The sequence below is a fragment of the Kluyvera fluvialis genome (assembly GCF_059725275.1).
In genome coordinates, this window is the sequence record NZ_AP046142.1 from 3911230 (window position 1) to 3933831 (window position 22602).

General features: G+C 49.2%; 16 protein-coding genes, 3 tRNA genes, 3 rRNA genes and 1 pseudogene. 8 read left to right on the plus strand and 15 right to left on the minus strand.

What is annotated here, in order from left to right:
* The 4 genes from AC6I4B_RS18610 to AC6I4B_RS18625 form a co-directional block, all read right to left on the minus strand.
* The gene (locus AC6I4B_RS18610; RefSeq protein WP_497767271.1) at positions 1 to 1443 is read right to left on the minus strand and encodes a type II and III secretion system protein; all 1443 of its coding nucleotides are present in this window, start codon (positions 1441 to 1443) and stop codon (positions 1 to 3) included.
* Positions 1444 to 1463: 20 nt separating this feature from the next.
* Positions 1464 to 1943, minus strand: coding sequence for a TcpQ domain-containing protein (locus AC6I4B_RS18615; RefSeq protein WP_497767273.1), 480 nt, complete (start codon positions 1941 to 1943; stop codon positions 1464 to 1466).
* A gap of 16 nt (positions 1944 to 1959) precedes the next feature.
* On the minus strand, positions 1960 to 4125 hold the full coding sequence (locus AC6I4B_RS18620) for a prepilin-type N-terminal cleavage/methylation domain-containing protein (RefSeq protein ID WP_497767275.1): 2166 nt from the start codon (positions 4123 to 4125) through the stop codon (positions 1960 to 1962).
* A 79-nt stretch (positions 4126 to 4204) separates the two neighbouring features.
* Positions 4205 to 4918, minus strand: a complete 714-nt coding sequence (locus AC6I4B_RS18625; RefSeq protein WP_497767277.1) for a type IV pilus major pilin — start codon at positions 4916 to 4918, stop codon at positions 4205 to 4207.
* 410 nt (positions 4919 to 5328) lie between these two features.
* Between AC6I4B_RS18625 and AC6I4B_RS18630 the strand changes: the two genes are divergently transcribed.
* Positions 5329 to 6573 (plus strand): hypothetical protein, encoded by a 1245-nt coding sequence (locus AC6I4B_RS18630; RefSeq protein ID WP_497767278.1) that lies wholly within the window; start codon positions 5329 to 5331, stop codon positions 6571 to 6573.
* A 67-nt stretch (positions 6574 to 6640) separates the two neighbouring features.
* Here AC6I4B_RS18630 and yafC read toward each other — a convergent pair whose 3' ends face one another.
* Positions 6641 to 7543 carry a DNA-binding transcriptional regulator YafC gene (yafC, locus tag AC6I4B_RS18635; RefSeq protein ID WP_497767280.1) on the minus strand — a complete coding sequence of 301 codons (903 nt, stop codon included), beginning with the start codon at positions 7541 to 7543 and terminating at the stop codon, positions 6641 to 6643.
* Positions 7544 to 7792: 249 nt separating this feature from the next.
* On the opposite strand from yafC, the gene AC6I4B_RS18640 reads away from it, so the two are divergent.
* Positions 7793 to 8590, plus strand: coding sequence for an endonuclease/exonuclease/phosphatase family protein (locus AC6I4B_RS18640; protein ID WP_497767282.1), 798 nt, complete (start codon positions 7793 to 7795; stop codon positions 8588 to 8590).
* Between the two features lie 150 nt (positions 8591 to 8740).
* Here AC6I4B_RS18640 and mltD read toward each other — a convergent pair whose 3' ends face one another.
* Both mltD and gloB read right to left on the minus strand, forming a co-directional pair.
* Complete coding sequence (gene mltD, locus AC6I4B_RS18645) at positions 8741 to 10099, minus strand: murein transglycosylase D (RefSeq protein ID WP_497767284.1); 1359 nt, start codon at positions 10097 to 10099, stop codon at positions 8741 to 8743.
* A 71-nt stretch (positions 10100 to 10170) separates the two neighbouring features.
* The gene (gene gloB, locus AC6I4B_RS18650; protein ID WP_497767285.1) at positions 10171 to 10926 is read right to left on the minus strand and encodes a hydroxyacylglutathione hydrolase; all 756 of its coding nucleotides are present in this window, start codon (positions 10924 to 10926) and stop codon (positions 10171 to 10173) included.
* A 33-nt stretch (positions 10927 to 10959) separates the two neighbouring features.
* Between gloB and AC6I4B_RS18655 the strand changes: the two genes are divergently transcribed.
* On the plus strand, positions 10960 to 11682 hold the full coding sequence (locus AC6I4B_RS18655) for a class I SAM-dependent methyltransferase (RefSeq protein WP_497767287.1): 723 nt from the start codon (positions 10960 to 10962) through the stop codon (positions 11680 to 11682).
* On the opposite strand, the pseudogene rnhA reads toward AC6I4B_RS18655, so the two are convergent.
* From rnhA to gmhB, 8 genes and pseudogenes are all read right to left on the minus strand, one after another.
* A pseudogene (gene rnhA / locus AC6I4B_RS18660) lies at positions 11679 to 12216 on the minus strand (ribonuclease HI). The gene AC6I4B_RS18655 and the pseudogene rnhA overlap by 4 nt on opposite strands.
* A 159-nt stretch (positions 12217 to 12375) precedes the next feature.
* Positions 12376 to 12452: transfer RNA gene (locus AC6I4B_RS18665), tRNA-Asp, on the minus strand.
* A 54-nt stretch (positions 12453 to 12506) separates the two neighbouring features.
* Positions 12507 to 12622 (minus strand): 5S ribosomal RNA (gene rrf, locus AC6I4B_RS18670).
* 94 nt (positions 12623 to 12716) lie between these two features.
* Positions 12717 to 15622: ribosomal RNA gene (locus tag AC6I4B_RS18675) — 23S ribosomal RNA — on the minus strand.
* Positions 15623 to 15832: 210 nt separating this feature from the next.
* Positions 15833 to 15908, minus strand: a tRNA-Ala gene (locus tag AC6I4B_RS18680).
* 110 nt (positions 15909 to 16018) lie between these two features.
* Positions 16019 to 16095 (minus strand) — tRNA-Ile (locus tag AC6I4B_RS18685).
* Between the two features lie 69 nt (positions 16096 to 16164).
* Positions 16165 to 17704 (minus strand): 16S ribosomal RNA (locus AC6I4B_RS18690).
* Together the 16S, 23S and 5S rRNA genes with 3 tRNA genes alongside form the textbook arrangement of a ribosomal RNA operon.
* Before the next feature lie 379 nt (positions 17705 to 18083).
* Complete coding sequence (gmhB, locus tag AC6I4B_RS18695; protein ID WP_497767288.1) at positions 18084 to 18647, minus strand: D-glycero-beta-D-manno-heptose 1,7-bisphosphate 7-phosphatase; 564 nt, start codon at positions 18645 to 18647, stop codon at positions 18084 to 18086.
* A gap of 188 nt (positions 18648 to 18835) precedes the next feature.
* Between gmhB and metN the strand changes: the two genes are divergently transcribed.
* The 5 genes from metN to tsaA all read left to right on the plus strand — a co-directional run bounded on the left by metN (position 18836) and on the right by tsaA (position 22589).
* A complete protein-coding gene (gene metN / locus AC6I4B_RS18700; RefSeq protein ID WP_497767290.1) occupies positions 18836 to 19867 on the plus strand; it encodes a methionine ABC transporter ATP-binding protein MetN in 1032 nt (343 codons plus the stop codon).
* The gene (locus tag AC6I4B_RS18705; RefSeq protein WP_497767292.1) at positions 19860 to 20513 is read left to right on the plus strand and encodes a methionine ABC transporter permease MetI; all 654 of its coding nucleotides are present in this window, start codon (positions 19860 to 19862) and stop codon (positions 20511 to 20513) included. The genes metN and AC6I4B_RS18705 overlap by 8 nt, the downstream gene beginning before the upstream one ends.
* 40 nt (positions 20514 to 20553) lie before the next feature.
* Complete coding sequence (metQ, locus tag AC6I4B_RS18710) at positions 20554 to 21369, plus strand: methionine ABC transporter substrate-binding lipoprotein MetQ (RefSeq protein ID WP_497767294.1); 816 nt, start codon at positions 20554 to 20556, stop codon at positions 21367 to 21369.
* A gap of 111 nt (positions 21370 to 21480) precedes the next feature.
* A complete protein-coding gene (gene rcsF / locus AC6I4B_RS18715; protein ID WP_497767295.1) occupies positions 21481 to 21885 on the plus strand; it encodes an envelope stress sensor lipoprotein RcsF in 405 nt (134 codons plus the stop codon).
* Positions 21882 to 22589: a tRNA (N6-threonylcarbamoyladenosine(37)-N6)-methyltransferase TrmO gene (gene tsaA, locus AC6I4B_RS18720; RefSeq protein ID WP_497767297.1), complete on the plus strand. Its 708-nt coding sequence runs from the start codon at positions 21882 to 21884 to the stop codon at positions 22587 to 22589. The genes rcsF and tsaA overlap by 4 nt, the downstream gene beginning before the upstream one ends.
* Positions 22590 to 22602: the final 13 nt, after the last annotated feature.

Sequence of the window (22602 nt, forward strand, 5' to 3'; positions counted from 1 at the left end):
TCATCGGGTCTGCGTTGGGGCACGGTAATTATCAATACCCACAACCATGACTACGGTCTCAACATGCTCATTATTAGTGACTGAACCAGCCAGCACCGACCATCCTTGCCCATCGGAATCCTCTTTCGCTTCGTATTTACTCACCAGCAGCAGGCTACCCGGCGTAATGGTGGAAATATTGAACATTTCGGTCGTACTCACTGACGGTAACTGCACTTCGTCAAAAGTATCGATTGAATTGAGATAGCGCTTGGTAAAGCCGCTGGCCACTTCAATTCGGCCATCAGTTAAAATACGTGGGGTCAGAATAAAACTGGTACCGGTGACCAGTTCGGTGGTTTCAACCTCTGTACTAACGTCTCCCGAATTGGAGTCTTCTTCCCGGGTACGGCTGGAGACATAATATTGCGAGGTGGTCATGTTTAACGGAATAGGAATGTTATTACGGGTGATAAAAGAACCACTCTGAATAATTTTGCTGCCGGTGAGTTCATATAGGGCATCTAGTTGAGAGCTAATGTCCATGTGCTGATTAGTCCACCCTGCGGTTAAGCCACCAGAGAGCTTCATCAACATTTCTGAACTGTCGATACCAAAAGAAGATGTCCCATCGTTAAACGTCATATTGACCCCACCGCCCAACTCTTTGGCTTTACGCTTATCAAGGGTGAATATTTTGTAGGTCACGACAAATTGGCGGGTATTATCTGCCTGGAATTTTTTCAGCGATTCATTTAATGCATGATATTCCGAAGGGCGAGCGGTGATAGTCAGAATAGAAGCATCTTTGAAAATACTGTAAATACCGCTGGAGACGAATTTATCAGCCATATCCTCAACGTCATCCCAGAAACTGGATTCAAATTTGGTTTCAGCTTTACCTTTCAGGCCACCGCCCGTCGTCGCTTCATTACCGGACAGGTCAAGACTGGTTTCAAACTTATTATCTTCACCGTAAAAATCAAGTTTCAGTACGTAATTTTGGTAATAAGAGACTAACAGCACACCGTTGTTATCCAACACTGGACTCACGTCATACAGTGCAGAAATATAACGAGTGAATTCCTCAAAAGTCCCATCAAATTTCACGCTACGGAATTCAGGCTCCACCGTATCGGTTTTACCACTGCCCGCGGTAGTATTGATACGATAGCTAATACCGGTCTGTGCTGTTACCGCTTCCAGAATTGTTGCCAGGTCAGTTGGCTCGTAAGACTGAATACTCACCTGCTTACGCAACAGAGCCTGCTTGCGCGAGTTATATTCAACTTTTTTGCCTAAATATGGCTCGTTGTATTTCATATAACCCGTCGTTTTCATGTCATCAGAGGTCGTCGGGTTGCCGGTTTCCTGTGGGACAATACTTTTATCGTATTTGGTGTCAATGGACGTACAACCCTGAATTGCCAGCGTCAACGCCAGAAGCGAAATTTTAATATTCATAGCATTTTTCCCTTGCGCTACTACTGCTCATCAATGATCAGTACGTTATTAACCTGGTAATCTTTAATCACTAAGCCGTAATTTTCAGAGGTAAAAACCTGCCCCAATTTAATCAAGACATCCTGCAATGATTTACCTTGCAGATGTATTGCTTTATAAATGACAAAATCAGTTGAACTGTTCCAGAGTAGCTTATAACCATTTTGCTGCGCCCATTTACTCAACTGCTGGCTCAACAACTCCTCTTCCAGCAAATCAATTTTTATTTCTGGTGCAGTGGACACAGGCGCACTAACAGAGGCAACGCTACCTGCTGTATTCCCCTCTGAAAACGGATTTCGCGGTGCAGAAGGAGCGGCTTGCGTCGGAGCAGTTTGCACAGGTGCGGTTTTCAGCATACCGGAGTCAGTTTTTTGCCCCGCTGGCGCGGTAGCGGCAAAAGCTACCTGACTGCATAATAGAGCTGATACCGCAGCCCCAGTTATCCATGTTGTTTTCATATTGTTCTTCCAATGATTAATAGGTGTTTCTCTCATGGTCTGGAAATTCAATTTCAGAACCACCATTATTGTCATAAAATTTAAGGTCGGTATCTTCCGCCACCAGCGAATGAAGTAAGAATTTATGTGGTTCGTTTACCCCCCAGCCGCCGTTACTTTCTGATGAGATCATCCCACCCTGTGGAATGGTGCTACACCACTGGTTAATAACAACCGAGAGCGACTGTGGGTTAATTTTATTTGTACCGTTGCCATCGGGATCAATCGTTGCTGAGGTGGCACTAATTAACCAGAATGGCTCGTCTTTGTCGTCTGTACCGCTAAACCATTCATCCGCAATCCAATCCTCAAAGGTTCCACCCGTCAGATCTTGCTTCTCTGGAATATTATTTGTGGCAATATCCTGGTTAACCACAATATTTGACTGAATCGCCACACCCGCTACCGCCCCCATTTGATTCTTAGAGGCAAAGGTATTCGCACGAGTCGCCCCCTGCTGGGTATAGTTGTTATAACCTTCATTTTTTTCCGCACCCGCATCATCATCAGCAGCGACAGAAGATATTGAGACCGATAAACGGGGATATAATTGCCGCATCAGAGGCTCACCATTGTTATTTTCTTCACGCGTCACAATTCCTGCGACTTTAGGGCATTTTTGCAGCGGTAAGCGAATCACACCAGGTTCACTTAATAGATCGTTATAATTGTTACTGCTATTGGCTTTGCCATATATATCATCGGCGTTACCCGGCCCCATACCTTTCGGATAGTCATTTTTAAACGACTGATAAAAGGTAATCGTAGGCGTCACCAGCTCATACTGACCCCGGAATGCATCAGAGAATTCAAGAGATGAATTATCATCATTCTGTTTACCATCTTTAAGTGCCTTGGCTTCGGTACTATCATACGCAACATGCCATTTTTCTGGATGCCGGCGCGACGTATTTTCCATCACGATATTGGCATACAGCGTCCCGGTTGTTCCTTTTAGTGAACTCGGCGCGGATGGGAATTCTGTGTTATCAGAGCTGGTACGTAAATGCAGAATACGATCGTCTGGGTTCTCCTCATCAGGGTTCACACCGTTGCTGTCCATCGCCGCAAGACACAGCGTGCTCTCTTTTTGTTCTTTGCTCCAGCACATCGCTGGTTCATCTTTATCTTTACCTTCCGCATCACTGCTGGTAATCAACAGACGGTCTTCATCCAGCGCCGTAATGCACGGCCCTGCCTCGCCTTTAGCGTCGTTCCAACACATTTTTGCCGCAGGGATTGAACCATCAGCAGGAAGATCTTCACTGCTTTTATTTAAACTGAGGCGGATGCCATAACGCCCATTGGAATCCAGTAAATCCATATTGTTAGGGACTTCACCCATTTGCAGCGGTTGGCCAGCCGCATTTTTTACTAACTTAAACGTTTTGCCATTACCGCTACCACTAACACTCACCACCACGGCCTGAAGGTAGCCGAGATCAGCGCTTTTTAATGCTTTTTCCAGCGGTTTGATAAACCCAGCAAAATGCAGGCCTTCGTTCTCAGCTTCGGTCTGGTAGGCGATATAGAAATCAACACGCTCAATCCCTGGCCCGCTGGTGCTGGTGTTTTGCTGGATATTGTTAACAAAATCGACACGTTCCAGCACCAGTTCCAGAGAGTCAGCCCCCGCACGCAGTTCGCAAGGCAGCATGGTGTCGGTGAGCTTAAAGGGCAGCGCCCCTTTCACACCTTCACTGCCACTACATTCCTGCCCCAGGAATAGGTAGCGGGAACCTCTATCAGGGGCTGCGTCACTGCCTTTAGTGATGTTGGTAGACCAGCCAGAATAAAAATAATTCGAGTTACTCTCTGGCTCATCTTGTAATGTTTTATTGGTTACGCGGTTATCATAAAAACCAGGGATAACGGCCGTATTTTTCGTTGTATATAAAGGGTTAGATTCAGTGCCACTGCCACCAACAATATTCAAACTGGTCTGCGCAATAAAGCGCATCACGCCGGAAATATCACGGACAACCATATCAGCAACAATAAGTTGATGGCTTTGCTGTGCTTCTTTTCGTTTATAATTAGCATAAGTCATCAGGCACATGCCGATAATGGCAAGCACAATAATCATTTCGAGGAGGGTAACCCCTGCCTGCCGTTGGTCAATTTTCGCGTTGCGCTTGCTCATCACGTATTAAATCCATTTAGCAAAACTGCCCCCAGATGGAAAGGGGGCAGAATAAGTTCAGCATTAAATACAAATAGTATTAACGGCTACCCAAGACTAAAGCATTGGTTGAGTCGCCAGCATCACAGAAACCAGCGGAAACGATAGATGCCGGTGTCAACGCGTCAGCTTTGAGGCTTTTCAGAACCGCAGTACCCGATGCAGCATCGGCATCCATAGCAACAATCCCCAGATTAGCCCGTGTACCCGCGCCAGCTGTGGCACTAGCAACATAATCCCATTGTGCACCTACCTGCGATGCCAGGTTACGACAGTCTTCAACATCCAGTCCGTTAACGACGACATAGAAACCTTTAGCTGCACCAGCAGCACCTTCAGGACCATCAGACGCTAACGTTGCAGCACCGATTTCAAACGCATCGCTGGAAATTCCGTTAAAGGCTTCAGCTGCGTCAAGTTTGCCCAATTTCACCAAGGTAACAATTGGTGCATCAGCCGATGACGTCGCGATAGTGGCTTTTGTCAAACTAGTGACATCGAAGGTCGAACTTGGATAAGTTGACTCATCTTTATACGCTTCAGCCATCGAAACACGAACAGAGTTAGTGTTTTCAATTACGTCAGAAATATCCTGCGCTGTAAACGCACGCTGTGCCAGAATTACCACGCCTGCGGCGATGATACCAATGATCCCCAGTACGATAATGATTTCAAGCAGCGTAACGCCTTTCTGTTTTTTCAGCTCGCGATACTGAGCTGCTTTCTTTTTCCATGAATGAATCATGCTTTTCATTTAGCTAGTCCTTTAATAGATATTAAATAATAATCTTTTCTTACTTTGTAATACAAAAATCCCACGCACTCATGCGCTGAAGAAATTATATGAAACAATTTGTTTAAAAGACCACACATTTTAGATGACGGAAGGAGTAATAAGAATCGCGAACACTGGTATGACCAAATCATTTAAATATATACCACACATCATATAAATTCACGTCAATAATATATTTCAGCGTTACACCAATGGACATCATTAACAAAATTGTCTTTTATTGCCTTCATCGTTCCATTAGGATACATAATACGCAAGGATTACACTGTGAAACCTGAAAATAAAGTGGATGTCTGGCAACTATTTTTAGGCGTTTAGTAATTCAGTAATGTAATGGAAAGTATTTTATTATTTTTTAGGGAATTGATATGTTGAAATTTCGATTATTCATTAGAATAATAGTTGGCATACTCCTTGCCACGCTATTCAATGCCAATGCTGAAGAGCCTAGTACGGGTCACTTCGGTTTTCAAGAGCGCGCCCCTTCAATGTTAAGCGAACGTTTTGTTAGCCTTCGAGTTCAGTTAGCAGGGAAAATGCCAAATGAAGACGATGGAAATCAGGCCCTTGGTGTTAATGTTTACTGGAAAACGAAGAATAAAAATGTGCTGCAAGGGCGGACATTAGATTCCCAACTTATGCCTAATTTACCAAGGCCAGAGCAGAACTTCTATTCTACTAATTGGTACAAAGATCACTTGGGTGATACGCCTAACGCAGAAAATATCGAAATGCTCTTCTTTACTAAGGGCTTTGTTCAAAGTGGCGTTATAGACGGTAGCCTAATAGAGGCGTTGGATCTTGATTATGGATGCCAACCTGCCCCAGGATATTTTCGTACTCAATTTTATTATTATCGATTTCCTAATGGTGGTTATGACGTTGTGAGCGGTGGCGGCGGGGATCGCTGTAATAAATATGGGAATTTCACTATATTAAAAGAAAATGAAGATCCCGATGTTGCATTGACATCTTTTGTCTTTACACATAATGAAGAAATATGTATTAAGCTTAATGCCGATACACAATTTCCAGTTTGTGTCGGCTGGAAAGGTAATGGCGGCAACCTTCTTGTAAAAGATATTTTAATCCCATCGAATAAACTTGATTTTCTCATTATTGAGGTTATTGGCTTCAAATATAATACAGAGCAGATAGACAGACTTTATCAGGCGTTTCCCGTCCAGGTACTTAAATTTGAGCCTGGCACAGAGAAGGGGAAAATGCGCTTATCTATCGCAGATGCCGATGATCCTGGCGCTTATGATGGCTTTGGGAATACCGGGCCTAATTTTGAACAGTTTGGTGCGGGCCCAGACCGCAGAGAAGGATTCGGATTCTACAGTTGGCGCGATAGCCGTTATTATAGGGGCCAAGGCTACACTGATGAATGCCCTAAAGCATCTGACGACGCGACAGTGAATTGTGATTATGACTTCGTAAGTCTGGATTCACTCACGGTTAGCTTAAACTATGCCGCTCCCAATAGGATTCCATCCAATTTATCCCCCGTTGAAAGTGGTATTCAAATCCAACTTACGCCAACCTATCTGGATGAAAACTGCCAAAAAGACAGCAGGAATTGCCAGTATCCTCGGCCTAAGAATCCCTGACTCTGTTGTTCAGTGATAGCGTGTATACCGTGCGCATTTATACAGGACCGCCTCTGCGGCCCTGTATTTATTGTGTTTGAGTCGAGCACCTTATCTGTTCGCTTAAAAAATCAATAAATGCCCGGATACGAGTGCTAACCGCCCGATCGCTGTAGTAAACCGCGCTGAAAGGCATTTCAACTAACAGGCGTTTATCGGCTAATAGCTCTACCAACTCTCCGCGCGCAATTTCCTTATCAATCATATAGTCCGACAGGCAGGTAATACCGTTACCGCTAAGGCACAACTGTTTTAGGGTTTCACCACTGTTGGAAGACAGCCCGCATTCAATCTCGTAGAGCTGCCCGTCGCAACAGGCAATAGGCCAGGTATTGAGTGAAACCGGTTCAGTGAACCCCAGGCAGTGGTGGTGCTTAAGATCTTCTACCGTTTCGGGTTTACCCATGCGCGCAATATACTCTGGCGAAGCAATAATTTTACGGTAGCTGGTGAATAACGGACGAGCGCGCAGGCTTGAATCCGTTAGTGCTCCCACGCGTATTGCTACATCCACCTTTCGTTCAATCAGGTTGATAAATGTTTCAGAAGAAACCAGGGACAGAGTGATATCAGGATAACGCTCACGGAAGGGTTTGATTAGCGGCAGCAGGAAGTGCAAAACAACCGGTGTGGCAGCATCAATGCGCAGTAAACCGCGTGGCGTATTACGTGACTCCATGATTTCGGTTTCCGCAGCGGCCATCTCCTGCAAAATCGACTGCACGCGACGAAAATAGCGCTCCCCTTCCTCCGTCAGGCTTAGCTGGCGGGTTGTGCGATTCAGCAGCCCCACCCCCAGCTTCATCTCCAGCTTTTTTACCGAGCGGCTGACTGCGGAATTAGCCAGCCCGAGTTGCTCTGCGGCACGACTAAAACTCCCACTCTCGACTACCGCAACAAAGATGGAGAGCTCTTCTGAGGTTGCTTTCATGATTATTGCACCTAAAGCAAAATTGGATGAATATTTGTGTGATTAAAGCATCATGGTCTACCGGTTGTCATCTGATTACGGACGATATGGGTTATTAGCCCTGACTCTCGGGTGCTAAGCACTTAGTGTAAGCGCTCACTCACAAAACAAACTGCAATTGTTCGTTGAAAGTGAGTGCTAAAATCCCTATAACAGAAGAACTAGCCCGGCTGCGGGCTGGTTGACGTTACAGAGGTTTGAAAGTTTAAAGTGCAAAAAAAAACCTATGCCATGCGCTATGTTGCCGGACAACCCGTGGAGCGGATTTTACCGCCAGGGTCGTTTGCGAATATTGGCCAGGCATTACCCGCAGGCGCGCCGTTAAGCAGTGAAGACCGCATTCGCGTCCTGGTGTGGAATATCTTTAAACAGCAGCGCGCTGAGTGGCTGTCGGTGCTGAAGAACTTTGGCAAGGACGCGCATCTGGTTTTATTGCAGGAGGCGCAAACCACGCCTGAGCTGGTACAGTTTGCAACCACTAACTATCTTGCAGCCGATCAGGTTCCCGCCTTTGTACTGCCGCAGCATCCCTCTGGCGTCATGACGCTCTCAGCCGCCCATCCTGTTTACTGCTGCCCACTGCGCGAGCGTGAGCCGATTTTACGGCTGGCAAAATCAGCGCTGGTCACGGTGTACCCGCTGCCTCATTCTCGCTTATTAATGGTGGTCAATATCCATGCGGTTAACTTCAGCCTTGGCGTGGATGTTTATAGTAAGCAGTTACTTTCTATTGGCGATCAGATTGCCCATCACAGCGGCCCTGTGATTATGGCCGGTGATTTCAACGCCTGGAGCCGTCAACGCATGAATGCGCTGTACCGCTTTACGCGGGAAATGTCGCTGCGCCAGGTGCGCTTTAGCGACGATCAACGCCGACGCGCCTTTGGCCGCCCTCTCGATTTTGTCTTTTATCGTGGTTTGAATGTCAGCGAGGCCTCAGTGCTGGTTACACGCGCATCTGACCACAACCCGCTGCTCGTTGAATTTAGCCCCAACAAGCCAGAGTAATAACGCGATATCAACCCGTCAGTGATACTGCTGTTCTGTATGTTTCACGGCAATACACCCGCGCTGCGCGCCCGCTCAAGGCGCATAAAACCAAATCGCAGACAATAAAAAAGGCACCGGGGGAATCGGTGCCTTTGTCGTTATGCTTTGTCAGGAGTCCGGCATACCGCTGTTTTTCACAAACAACGTTAGCCGATCGCCAGGCTGTAGATTGTCAGTATCAGTGTTCCAGCGCATCACATCCTTGATGTTAACCCCGTGGCGTTTGGCAATGCTCGCAAGCGAGTCACCTTTACGCACACGATAGGTAATGCTATCGCTGTTATTCGCCAGACGCTGCGCGCTGCTTCCAGCCCCTACCGTTAAGCTTTGGCCCACTTTCAGGTTAGATCCGCGCAGATTGTTCCACTGCTTAAGATCTGCCGCGCTCACGCCAAGACGTGAAGCGATGCCAGAAAGCGTATCGCCAGAGCGAACTTTGTAGCTTTGGCTGTTCAGCGGCGAGTTATCCGCAACCAACGTTGGCTGCACAGCGGCAATTTCGCCTGAAGCCAGAGACTCACGCAGCTTCTCCGCATGTTTCTTTGGCACCATTACGTATTGCGGGCTGCTAGCACCCAACGTGGAGCCTTTCACGCCAGCATTGAATGTCTTCAGCTTGCTAACGGAAATTCCCGCCATATCGGCAACCTGAGCCATCTCAACCGGGCTATTCAGGCGAACACGCGCCAACGCACGGCTTTCGTCTGTTGTTGGCAGACGTACACCATAGCGTTTGCTGTTTTTGAGAATATCACTCAATGCCAGCATTTTAGGCACATAGACCTTCGTTTCCTGAGGCAAAGGCAGCGACCAGAAATCCGTGGACTTGCCACGCGATTTGTTCGCTTTGATTGCCTTCATCACGCGACCTTCACCGCTATTATAAGCAGCAACGGTCAACAGCCAGTCGCCATCAAACATCTTGTTCAGACGCTGCATCATGTCCAGCGCGGCAGTGGTGGAAGCCACAATATCGCGACGTGCATCATAACTGCGGGTCTGCTTTAAACCATAATTGCGCCCCGTGCTCGGAATGATCTGCCAAATACCTGCGGCATTGGCGCCAGACGTTGCGTGAGGATCAAAAGCGCTCTCCACTATGGGTAGTAGTACCAGTTCCATAGGCATGTTACGTTTCTTAACTTGCCCGGCTATCCAGTACATATACGGCTCTGCCCGTAAAGTTACATCGTGGAGATAGCTCTTATTACGTAAATACTTCTGTTTCTGTTCGCGAATCCGGGTATTTTCCGGAATTCCCATCTTTAGCTCGTCACCAATGAAAGCCCACAAGTCCTGTTCAGCTGCGATAGATGTTCCATCGTCCATCCATCGCGCCTGACTTGAAAACTTTCCTGCTTCCCCTTGACCAGCCGCAGAAAGGCTCTGTGCGTGCTGTTGGACGTTACCAGTATTCTGGCACCCAACAAGCAGGACAGAGGCGAGTAATATCGCTTTTGCCTTCATGTGTGTGTCAATAGTTGCTTAAAAGACGACCGATCATAACGGCGAAGTTCGTAAAAGGCAACCCAGAATTGTCAGAACGTGTCTTTCTTTGACCTTAACCAGGCAAAACGCTCCTCAGGCTGTTGCAATATTGTTTCTTTGTTTATTTCATCAATTAAATCAGTATCTTCCATTCTCAAAAAAAGATTATTTCGTCGCTCATTTTTCAGAATTACGGGGAGTGTCATTTGTTTTTTTGCACGTAACTCATTAACTTTACGATAATATTCATTTATGAACGAATCGTGCGGTAGGATGCTTAAGGCAAATCTCATATTTGCTAACGTGTATTCATGCGCGCTACACACAAGCGTGTCGTCCGGAAGCGCACTTATTTTTCTAAGTGATTGATACATCTGTGAAGCGGTGCCTTCAAAAAGCCGGCCACAGCCACCGGAGAAAAGCGTATCGCCGCAAAATAAGTAAGGATGACTAAAGTAGCAAACATGTCCTAAAGTGTGGCCAGGGGTGGCAAAAATACTAAATTTATGCCCTAAAACGAGAACGGTATCACCATCTTCGACTACACGCGTTGTTCCCTTATCTTGTGTTTCAGCCGGCCCATAAACCACTATGTGCGGAAAATGTTGCACGATTTCTTTCACACCTCCGACGTGATCCTGGTGGTGATGAGTCAGAAAAATGGCTTCAGGGATCCAATTATGATCAGCAATGGCTTTTAATACCGGCGCCGCTTCGCCTGGGTCTACGATCAGGCAATGGTTTTCATTATTTGTCAGAACCCAGATGTAATTGTCCTGAAATGCAGGAATACTGTTAAGATTCATAGATTACCTCTCACTGCGTAACGGAAGATTGTGATGAAACCAGCAAGGCTCCCTCAGACTCTCTTAGCGCCTGTTCACTGGGATGATTTACCTTGGGGCGAGTACTATCGTGAGGCGCTGGAACATCAGCTTACCCCGTGGTTTGCAAAAATGTACGGTTTTCACCTGCTTAAGATTGGTAATTTAAGCGCAGAAATCAATTCTGAAGCGTGTGCGGTTTCTCATCAGGTCAATGTTTCTGAGCAAGGCTCACCCATACAAGTGCTGGCTGACCCTCTCCAACTGCCCTTTGCGGATAAATCTGTCGATGTCTGTTTGCTGGCCCATACGTTACCCTGGTGTGCCGATCCACATCGATTGCTGCGGGAAGCTGACCGTGTACTCATTGATGATGGCTGGTTGATATTGAGCGGATTCAATCCCGCAAGCCTGATGGGGTTGCGTAAGCTGATACCGGTATTACGTAAAAAACCGCCCTATAACAGCCGAATGTTTACGCTGATGCGCCAATTAGACTGGCTCTCGTTGCTGAATTTTGAAGTGCTGCACTATAGCCGTTTTCACGTTTTACCCTGGAGAAAACAGGGGGGGAAAATGTTAAGTGCGCATATTCCTGCGCTGGGATGTATGCAACTCATTGTTGCGCGCAAGCGAACGATTCCGCTTACGCTAAACCCGATGAAACAAAACAAAAGTAAGGCACGTATTCGCCAGGCCGTGGGGGCAACCCGGCAATATCGTAAGCCGGACGCTTAAGGCTCGGCCTGATATCCAACGTCATCCTGAGTGGGGTTCATCGCAGCGGCGCGTGCAAGCTCATCACAGCGTTCGTTTTCCGGATGGCCCGAGTGGCCTTTGACCCATTCCCATTTAATTTGATGCTGTCCCAGGGCAGCATCCAGGCGTTTCCAGAGATCAACGTTCTTTACCGGTTTTTTATCTGCCGTTTTCCAGCCGCGTTTTTTCCAGTTGTGGATCCACTGTGTAATGCCCTGACGGACATACTGGCTGTCGGTGCTGAGTACCACTTCACACTGTTCTTTTAGTGCTTCCAGCGCCACGATTGCCGCCATCAACTCCATGCGGTTATTAGTAGTAAGGTTGTACCCTTCGTTAAAGGTTTTTTCCCGCCCACGATAGCGCAAAATGGCTCCGTAACCACCGGGACCGGGATTGCCCAGACACGAACCATCGGTGAAAATTTCTACCTGTTTAAGCATCTCTGGTAGAGTTCCTGTTTTAGAGATCGATGTAAACGACAAGTCTGACATAAATGGTCGCTATGAGCACTAGAATTACTTTTTAGCGCAGAGAGATATGACCATTATGGCGTTCATCCCTCAGGCTGTTTGGATTATTTTATTACAGACGAAAAAAAACCGTATCGCTTTAAAGACGATACGGTTTTTTTCTTATCAAGATGTACAAGAACACCCTGAGAAATGTAAGTGGCGGAACGGACGGGACTCGAACCCGCGACCCCCTGCGTGACAGGCAGGTATTCTAACCAACTGAACTACCGCTCCACCGAATTTCTTTGTCACTACCCGGATTTTTATCCCGGTTTACTGCAATTTGATGCCTGGCAGTTCCCTACTCTCGCATGGGGAGACCCCACACTACCATCGGCGCTACGGCGTTTCACTTCTGAGTTCGGCATGGGGTCAGGTGGGACCACCGCGCTACTGCCGCCAGGCAAATTCTGTTATCAGACCGTTTTTCACGTTCTGATGTTATCTGTATCAAGCTGAATTTCGATGTCTCTTTCGCCAAAACATCTTCGGCGTTGTAAGGTTAAGCCTCACGGTTCATTAGTATCGGTTAGCTCAATGTATCGCTACACTTACACACCCGACCTATCAACGTCGTAGTCTTCAACGTTCCTTCAGGACTCTCAAGGAGTCAGGGAGAACTCATCTCGGGGCAAGTTTCGTGCTTAGATGCTTTCAGCACTTATCTCTTCCGCATTTAGCTACCGGGCAATGCCATTGGCATGACAACCCGAACACCAGTGATGCGTCCACTCCGGTCCTCTCGTACTAGGAGCAGCCCCCCTCAATTCTCCAGCGCCCACGGCAGATAGGGACCGAACTGTCTCACGACGTTCTAAACCCAGCTCGCGTACCACTTTAAATGGCGAACAGCCATACCCTTGGGACCTACTTCAGCCCCAGGATGTGATGAGCCGACATCGAGGTGCCAAACACCGCCGTCGATATGAACTCTTGGGCGGTATCAGCCTGTTATCCCCGGAGTACCTTTTATCCGTTGAGCGATGGCCCTTCCATTCAGAACCACCGGATCACTAAGACCTGCTTTCGCACCTGCTCGAGCCGTCACTCTCGCAGTCAAGCTAGCTTATGCCTTTGCACTAACCTCCTGATGTCCGACCAGGATTAGCTAACCTTCGTGCTCCTCCGTTACTCTTTAGGAGGAGACCGCCCCAGTCAAACTACCCACCAGACACTGTCCGCAACCCGGATTACGGGTCTACGTTAGAACACCAGCCATTAAAGGGTGGTATTTCAAGGTTGGCTCCACGCAGACTGGCGTCCACGCTTCAAAGCCTCCCACCTATCCTACACATCAAGGACCAGTGTTCAGTGTCAAGCTATAGTAAAGGTTCACGGGGTCTTTCCGTCTTGCCGCGGGTACACTGCATCTTCACAGCGAGTTCAATTTCACTGAGTCTCGGGTGGAGACAGCCTGGCCATCATTACGCCATTCGTGCAGGTCGGAACTTACCCGACAAGGAATTTCGCTACCTTAGGACCGTTATAGTTACGGCCGCCGTTTACCGGGGCTTCGATCAAGAGCTTCGCGTTACCGCTAACCCCATCAATTAACCTTCCGGCACCGGGCAGGCGTCACACCGTATACGTCCACTTTCGTGTTTGCACAGTGCTGTGTTTTTAATAAACAGTTGCAGCCAGCTGGTATCTTCGACTGAGTTCAGCTCCACGAGCAAGTCGCTTCACCTACCATCAGCGTGCCTTCTCCCGAAGTTACGGCACCATTTTGCCTAGTTCCTTCACCCGAGTTCTCTCAAGCGCCTTGGTATTCTCTACCTGACCACCTGTGTCGGTTTGGGGTACGATTTGATGTTACCTGATGCTTAGAGGCTTTTCCTGGAAGCAGGGCATTTGTTACTTCAGCACCGTAGTGCCTCGTCATCACACCTCAGCGTTAATAAGGTTCCGGATTTACCTGGAACCTCCGCCTACATGCTTAAACCGGGACAACCGTCGCCCGGCTAACATAGCCTTCTCCGTCCCCCCTTCGCAGTAACACCAAGTACAGGAATATTAACCTGTTTCCCATCGACTACGCCTTTCGGCCTCGCCTTAGGGGTCGACTCACCCTGCCCCGATTAACGTTGGACAGGAACCCTTGGTCTTCCGGCGTGCGGGTTTTTCACCCGCATTATCGTTACTTATGTCAGCATTCGCACTTCTGATACCTCCAGCAAACCTCACAGTTCACCTTCAACGGCTTACAGAACGCTCCCCTACCCAACAACACATAGTGTCGCTGCCGCAGCTTCGGTGCACAGTTTAGCCCCGTTACATCTTCCGCGCAGGCCGACTCGACCAGTGAGCTATTACGCTTTCTTTAAATGATGGCTGCTTCTAAGCCAACATCCTGGCTGTCTGAGCCTTCCCACATCGTTTCCCACTTAACTGTGACTTTGGGACCTTAGCTGGCGGTCTGGGTTGTTTCCCTCTTCACGACGGACGTTAGCACCCGCCGTGTGTCTCCCGTGATAACATTCTTCGGTATTCGTAGTTTGCATCGGGTTGGTAAGTCGGGATGACCCCCTAGCCGAAACAGTGCTCTACCCCCGAAGATGAGTTCACGAGGCGCTACCTAAATAGCTTTCGGGGAGAACCAGCTATCTCCCGGTTTGATTGGCCTTTCACCCCCAGCCACAAGTCATCCGCTAATTTTTCAACATTAGTCGGTTCGGTCCTCCAGTTAGTGTTACCCAACCTTCAACCTGCCCATGGCTAGATCACCGGGTTTCGGGTCTATACCCTGCAACTTAACGCCCAGTTAAGACTCGGTTTCCCTTCGGCTCCCCTATTCGGTTAACCTTGCTACAGAATATAAGTCGCTGACCCATTATACAAAAGGTACGCAGTCACCCCATAAAGAGGCTCCCACTGCTTGTACGTACACGGTTTCAGGTTCTGTTTCACTCCCCTCGCCGGGGTTCTTTTCGCCTTTCCCTCACGGTACTGGTTCACTATCGGTCAGTCAGGAGTATTTAGCCTTGGAGGATGGTCCCCCCATATTCAGACAGGATACCACGTGTCCCGCCCTACTCTTCGAGTTCACAACCTGTGCATTTTGGTGTACGGGACTATCACCCTGTACCGTCGGACTTTCCAGACCGTTCCACTAACACACAAGCTGATTCAGACTCTGGGCTGCTCCCCGTTCGCTCGCCGCTACTGGGGGAATCTCGGTTGATTTCTTTTCCTCGGGGTACTTAGATGTTTCAGTTCCCCCGGTTCGCCTCGTTAACCTATGTATTCAGTTAACGATAGTGCAACGAATTGCACTGGGTTTCCCCATTCGGACATCGCCGGCTATAACGGTTCATATCACCTTACCGACGCTTTTCGCAGATTAGCACGTCCTTCATCGCCTCTGACTGCCAGGGCATCCACCGTGTACGCTTAGTCGCTTAACCTCACAACCCGAAGATGTTTCGTAAAACACCATCAGTGTTGCGAAAATTTGAGAGACTCGAACACACCGCTTATCTGTTCTTATTACGGAGAACAGACACAGTGTGTCGTTTCAATTTTCAGCTTGATCCAGATTTTTAAAGAGCAAAACTTCGCAGTGAACCTTTTCAGGTACACTCTGAAGTTTTCTTGTGTTTTTCGCAGTAAAAGGATGGTGGAGCTATGCGGGATCGAACCGCAGACCTCCTGCGTGCAAGGCAGGCGCTCTCCCAGCTGAGCTATAACCCCATCGCAAAAACTTAATCTCTGTTACCCTAATTCGTTTCCGGGCAAGGCGTGGTGATGCGAAGCATACTTATGTATGTGAGCATCGCCATAACGCAGAACGGAGGCGAATTTGGTAGGCCTGAGTGGACTTGAACCACCGACCTCACCCTTATCAGGGGTGCGCTCTAACCACCTGAGCTACAAGCCTGCAGAGATTCTTACTGCTATTTTTCATCAGACAATCTGTGTGGACACTTCAACAAACGTTTCTTTAAGGTAAGGAGGTGATCCAACCGCAGGTTCCCCTACGGTTACCTTGTTACGACTTCACCCCAGTCATGAATCACAAAGTGGTAAGCGCCCTCCCGAAGGTTAAGCTACCTACTTCTTTTGCAACCCACTCCCATGGTGTGACGGGCGGTGTGTACAAGGCCCGGGAACGTATTCACCGTAGCATTCTGATCTACGATTACTAGCGATTCCGACTTCATGGAGTCGAGTTGCAGACTCCAATCCGGACTACGACATACTTTATGAGGTCCGCTTGCTCTCGCGAGGTCGCTTCTCTTTGTATATGCCATTGTAGCACGTGTGTAGCCCTACTCGTAAGGGCCATGATGACTTGACGTCATCCCCACCTTCCTCCAGTTTATCACTGGCAGTCTCCTTTGAGTTCCCGGCCGAACCGCTGGCAACAAAGGATAAGGGTTGCGCTCGTTGCGGGACTTAACCCAACATTTCACAACACGAGCTGACGACAGCCATGCAGCACCTGTCTCACGGTTCCCGAAGGCACTAAAGCATCTCTGCTAAATTCCGTGGATGTCAAGAGTAGGTAAGGTTCTTCGCGTTGCATCGAATTAAACCACATGCTCCACCGCTTGTGCGGGCCCCCGTCAATTCATTTGAGTTTTAACCTTGCGGCCGTACTCCCCAGGCGGTCGACTTAACGCGTTAGCTCCGGAAGCCACGCCTCAAGGGCACAACCTCCAAGTCGACATCGTTTACAGCGTGGACTACCAGGGTATCTAATCCTGTTTGCTCCCCACGCTTTCGCACCTGAGCGTCAGTCTTCGTCCAGGGGGCCGCCTTCGCCACCGGTATTCCTCCAGATCTCTACGCATTTCACCGCTACACCTGGAATTCTACCCCCCTCTACGAGACTCAAGCTTGCCAGTTTCAAATGCAGTTCCCAGGTTGAGCCCGGGGATTTCACATCTGACTTAACAAACCGCCTGCGTGCGCTTTACGCCCAGTAATTCCGATTAACGCTTGCACCCTCCGTATTACCGCGGCTGCTGGCACGGAGTTAGCCGGTGCTTCTTCTGCGAGTAACGTCAATTGCTGCGGTTATTAACCACAACACCTTCCTCCTCGCTGAAAGTACTTTACAACCCGAAGGCCTTCTTCATACACGCGGCATGGCTGCATCAGGCTTGCGCCCATTGTGCAATATTCCCCACTGCTGCCTCCCGTAGGAGTCTGGACCGTGTCTCAGTTCCAGTGTGGCTGGTCATCCTCTCAGACCAGCTAGGGATCGTCGCCTAGGTGAGCCATTACCCCACCTACTAGCTAATCCCATCTGGGCACATCCGATGGTGTGAGGCCCGAAGGTCCCCCACTTTGGTCTTGCGACGTTATGCGGTATTAGCTACCGTTTCCAGTAGTTATCCCCCTCCATCGGGCAGTTTCCCAGACATTACTCACCCGTCCGCCACTCGTCACCCGAGAGCAAGCTCTCTGTGCTACCGTTCGACTTGCATGTGTTAGGCCTGCCGCCAGCGTTCAATCTGAGCCATGATCAAACTCTTCAATTTAAGTTTGATGCTCGTGAATTAAACTTCGTAATGAATTACGTGTTCACTCAGAGACTTGGTATTCATTTTTCGTCTTGCGACGTTAAGAATCCGTATCATTGAGTGCCCACACAGATTGTCTGATAAATTGTTAAAGAGCAGTGCAACGCGGCGTTAAGCTCACCGTTGCGAGGTGGCGTATATTACGCCTTCCTCCTTCAGAGTCAAGCGTTTATTTTCGCTTTTCTCCGGCGGCATTCCCGAAGGAGGCCTTCTGACCCGGCGGCTTGTTTGCCGTTGTTCCGTGTCAGTGGGAGCGCATTATAGGGAGTTATTTCAGGCTGACAAGGGGAAAAATGAATTTTTCTTTCAACCGCTCACCTTTTCATCGTTACGTTGATTATTTATGCTTTTTGATAGCAGCAGGCAGCTCTGCAAGGCTATTAATCACCCAATCCGCGGCTTTTTCCGCCTCTTCAGTGACCGGTTTGCCTGTACGCACCAGAACTTTAGTTCCGACATTCGCCGCAGCCGCAGCCTGCATATCTTCTATTTTGTCACCGACCATATAAGAAGAAGCCATATCAATGTGCAGATATTCCTGCGCTGACTTGAACATTCCCGGATGTGGCTTACGGCAGTCGCACACCTGGCGGTATTCTTCTACTGTTCCCTGTGGGTGGTGCGGGCAATAATAGATACCATCAAGATCGACACCACGGTCAGCCAAAGACCAGTCCATCCACTCCGTCAGCGTTTCGAACTGCGCTTCGGTAAATTTCCCGCGAGCGATACCGGACTGGTTGGTCACCAGTATCAGGGCATAGCCCATTTCTTTTAATTCACGCATAGCGTCAATAACGCCATCGATAAATTCAAAATCATCTATTTCATGAACATAGCCATGATCGACATTAATCGTGCCATCACGATCGAGAAAAATAGCGGGTACGGACTTTGCCACCGTGTTGCTCCTGAATAAGGCATGTGCCCTTAGTATCGCATGTTTCGCCAGGCAAGAAAGCGTCGATCGCATAAATCAGATTGATTTAGACGTCTAGATGCCTTAACATCCATTTTGTTGACGGTCATTTCCCGTCTATAGCAGAAGAAAATGCCACGGATAACAGCTAAGCGATAATAAATAATCCAATGATTAAACTTTCGAATATTACCAAAGTGTTCCAGCAGGGCCACCGCACAATACAGGCGCTGAACAACGTCAGCCTGCACGTGCCTGCTGGGCAAATTTATGGCGTCATTGGCGCATCTGGTGCTGGCAAAAGTACGCTGATTCGCTGCGTGAACCTGCTTGAGCGCCCAACTGAAGGCAGCGTTCAGGTAGACGGCCAGGAACTGACTGCGTTATCTGAGACGGCGCTGACTAAAGCACGTCGCCAGATTGGCATGATTTTCCAGCACTTTAACCTGCTGTCATCACGCACCGTGTTTGGCAACGTGGCGCTGCCACTGGAACTGGACAACCTGTCGAAGGAGGAAATCAAGCGCCGCGTCACTGAGCTGCTGGATCTCGTTGGTCTTGGCGACAAACACGATAGCTACCCGTCGAACCTGTCCGGCGGTCAGAAACAGCGTGTGGCGATTGCCCGTGCGCTGGCGAGCAACCCGAAAGTGCTGCTGTGCGATGAAGCCACCAGCGCGCTGGACCCAGCCACTACCCGCGCTATTCTGGAGCTGCTGAAAGACATTAACCGTCGTCTGGGGCTGACGATTCTGCTCATCACCCATGAAATGGACGTCGTGAAGCGCATTTGTGACTGCGTAGCCGTTATCAGCAACGGTGAACTGATTGAACAAGATACGGTTAGCGAAGTGTTCTCGCATCCGAAGACGCCGCTGGCGCAGCAGTTCATTCAATCCACGCTGCATCTGGACATCCCGGAAGATTACCTGGCACGTCTGAAAGCAGAACAGAATGCCGACAGTATGCCGATGCTACGCATGGAGTTCACCGGTCATTCTGTCGATGCACCGCTGCTGTCGGAAACGGCACGTCGCTTTAACGTTAACAACAACATTATTAGCGCGCAGATGGATTACGCAGGTGGCGTGAAGTTCGGCATTATGCTGACGGAAATGCACGGTACGCCTGAAGATACACAAGCAGCCATCGCCTGGTTGCAGCAGCACCATGTAAAAGTAGAGGTATTGGGTTATGTCTGAGCCGATGATGTGGTTATTGGTGCGCGGCGTTTGGGAAACGCTAGCCATGACATTCGTGTCAGGCTTTTTCGGCTTCGTGATTGGCCTGCCGGTCGGCGTACTGTTATACGTTACACGCCCAGGGCAAATTATCGAGAACGGCAAGCTCTACCGCGTACTCTCTGCGCTGGTTAACATCTTCCGTTCCATCCCGTTCATTATTTTGCTGGTATGGATGATTCCATTTACCCGCATTATCGTCGGGACATCTATCGGCCTACAGGCGGCAATCGTTCCGCTGACCGTGGGTGCAGCACCGTTTATCGCCCGTATGGTAGAAAACGCCCTGCTGGAAATCCCGACTGGGCTGATTGAAGCTTCCCGCGCCATGGGGGCAACGCCGATGCAGATCATACGTAAAGTTCTGCTGCCTGAAGCGATGCCTGGCCTGGTGAATGCGGCAACTATCACCTTGATCACGTTAGTTGGCTACTCTGCTATGGGTGGGGCCGTCGGTGCCGGTGGTCTGGGTCAGATTGGCTATCAGTATGGTTACATTGGATATAATGCAACTGTGATGAATACAGTGCTGGTATTGCTGGTCGTTCTGGTCTATTTAATTCAAGTATCTGGCGATCGTATCGTTCGGGCAGTGACACATAAATAGCGTTACACACAACACAACTCAAAAGTTTAAGGAAATAAGCATGGCGTTCAATTTTAAAACCTTTGCGGCAGTTGGGGCTCTGATCGGTTCTCTGGCGCTCGTCGGTTGCGGTCAAGATGAAAAAGATCCAAACCATATTAAAGTCGGTGTGATTGTCGGTGCTGAGCAGCAGGTTGCTGAAGTTGCGCAGAAAGTCGCGAAAGAAAAATATGGTCTGGATGTTGAGCTGGTCACCTTTAACGACTACGTTCTGCCGAACGAAGCATTGAGCAAAGGAGACATTGACGCCAACGCCTTCCAGCACAAACCTTACCTCGACCAGCAGATCAAAGATCGCGGCTACAAACTGGTTTCTGCCGGTAACACTTTCGTTTACCCAATCGCGGGCTACTCGAAGAAAATCAAATCGCTGGACGAGCTACAGCCGGGTTCTCAGATTGCCGTTCCAAACGACCCGACTAACCTTGGCCGTTCCCTGCTGCTGCTGCAGAAAGTTGGCCTGATCAAACTGAAAGACGACGTTGGTCTGCTGCCAACGGTACTGGATGTCACTGAAAACCCGAAAAACCTGAAGATTGTTGAGCTGGAAGCCCCACAGCTGCCACGTTCCCTGGACGATGCGCAGATTGCTCTGGCCGTTATCAACACCACTTACGCCAGCCAGATTAACCTGACTCCGGCGAAAGACGGTATCTTCGTTGAAGGCAAAGACTCTCCGTACGTAAACCTGATCGTTACCCGTGAAGACAACAAAGACGCGGAAAACGTGAAAAAATTTGTTCAGGCTTACCAGTCTGACGAAGTGTACGAAGCAGCGAACAAAGTCTTTAACGGCGGTGCGGTTAAAGGCTGGTAATCACCTTACCTCCAGCAATTACTTATAAAGACGGGCGTATGCCCGTCTTGTCATTTATGCAAGCACCTGATTCAATAGCGCCACTGGTCTACCCTATATCGAGGAAATACTATGCGTGCTTTACCGGTCTGTTTATTAGCACTCATGTTAGGTGGCTGTTCCATGCTAAACAGATCTCCTGTTGAACCCATCCAAAGCACCGCGACCCCCGTCAAAACGGAGAGCGCAAAACCTAAAGCGCCACGCGCTACGCCGGTAAGAATCATTACCAATGCTGAAGACCTGGTCGGTAAGCCATTCCGCGACCTGGGCGAAGTCACCGGGGAATCCTGCCAGGCGACCAACCAAGATTCACCGCCGAATATTCCAACGGCTCGCAAGCGTATGCAGATTAACGCCTCTAAAATGAAAGCCAATGCCGTACTGCTGCACAGCTGTGAAGTGACCAGCGGCACGCCAGGCTGCTACCGTCAGGCCGTATGTCTGGGTTCCGCGCTTAACATTACGGCGAAATGAGCAGCTTCTCATTCGAGCAAATCGGGGTAATTCGCTCTCCTTATAAGGAGAAGTTCGCCGTGCCTCGCCAACCGGGGCTGGTCAACAGCGCCAGTGGCGAGCTGCATTTGCTGTCGCCGTATAACCAGGCCGATGCCGTGCGCGGCCTGGAAGCCTTTAGCCACCTGTGGATCCTGTTCGTTTTCCATCAAACGATGGAAGGCGGCTGGCGTCCTACAGTGCGCCCTCCCCGGCTCGGCGGTAACGCGCGTATGGGCGTATTTGCTACTCGTTCAACTTTCCGCCCCAATCCCATTGGGATGTCGCTGGTTGAGCTGCGAGATATCCGCTGCCATAAAGATCAGGTTATTTTGCAATTAGGCGGCCTGGACTTAGTGGACGGCACGCCAGTGGTAGACATTAAACCATATCTGCCATTTGCCGAATCTCTGCCGGACGCGCGCGCGAGCTATGCGCAACACGCACCACAAGCCGATGTGGCCGTCACCTTCAGCGAGGAAATCGCCCAACAGATTAGCGGGCTGGAAAAACGCTACCCACATCTGCGGCAGTTTATTACGGAAGTGCTGGCGCAAGACCCGCGTCCGGCCTACCGTAAAGGTGAGGAAGAAGGGAAAACCTATGCCGTGTGGCTACTGGATTTTAACGTCCGCTGGCGCGTAACGCCGTCTGGATTCGAGGTCTTTGCGCTCGAAGCCCGGTAATTTCTCTGTGCTC

Bases quoted from the DNA above. Each gene is read 5' to 3' on its own strand.
- tsaA (WP_497767297.1), top strand. From the start codon at position 21,882: ATGAGCAGCTTCTCATTCGAGCAAATCGGGGTAATTCGCTCTCCTTAT.
- yafC (WP_497767280.1), bottom strand. From the start codon at position 7,543: ATGAAAGCAACCTCAGAAGAGCTCTCCATCTTTGTTGCGGTAGTCGAG.
- AC6I4B_RS18615 (WP_497767273.1), bottom strand. From the start codon at position 1,943: ATGAAAACAACATGGATAACTGGGGCTGCGGTATCAGCTCTATTATGC.
- AC6I4B_RS18610 (WP_497767271.1), bottom strand. From the start codon at position 1,443: ATGAATATTAAAATTTCGCTTCTGGCGTTGACGCTGGCAATTCAGGGT.
- gloB (WP_497767285.1), bottom strand. From the start codon at position 10,926: ATGAATCTTAACAGTATTCCTGCATTTCAGGACAATTACATCTGGGTT.
- metQ (WP_497767294.1), top strand. From the start codon at position 20,554: ATGGCGTTCAATTTTAAAACCTTTGCGGCAGTTGGGGCTCTGATCGGT.
- AC6I4B_RS18625 (WP_497767277.1), bottom strand. From the start codon at position 4,918: ATGAAAAGCATGATTCATTCATGGAAAAAGAAAGCAGCTCAGTATCGC.
- AC6I4B_RS18630 (WP_497767278.1), top strand. From the start codon at position 5,329: ATGTTGAAATTTCGATTATTCATTAGAATAATAGTTGGCATACTCCTT.
- metN (WP_497767290.1), top strand. From the start codon at position 18,836: ATGATTAAACTTTCGAATATTACCAAAGTGTTCCAGCAGGGCCACCGC.
- rcsF (WP_497767295.1), top strand. From the start codon at position 21,481: ATGCGTGCTTTACCGGTCTGTTTATTAGCACTCATGTTAGGTGGCTGT.
- AC6I4B_RS18655 (WP_497767287.1), top strand. From the start codon at position 10,960: ATGAAACCAGCAAGGCTCCCTCAGACTCTCTTAGCGCCTGTTCACTGG.
- AC6I4B_RS18620 (WP_497767275.1), bottom strand. From the start codon at position 4,125: ATGAGCAAGCGCAACGCGAAAATTGACCAACGGCAGGCAGGGGTTACC.
- mltD (WP_497767284.1), bottom strand. From the start codon at position 10,099: ATGAAGGCAAAAGCGATATTACTCGCCTCTGTCCTGCTTGTTGGGTGC.
- AC6I4B_RS18705 (WP_497767292.1), top strand. From the start codon at position 19,860: ATGTCTGAGCCGATGATGTGGTTATTGGTGCGCGGCGTTTGGGAAACG.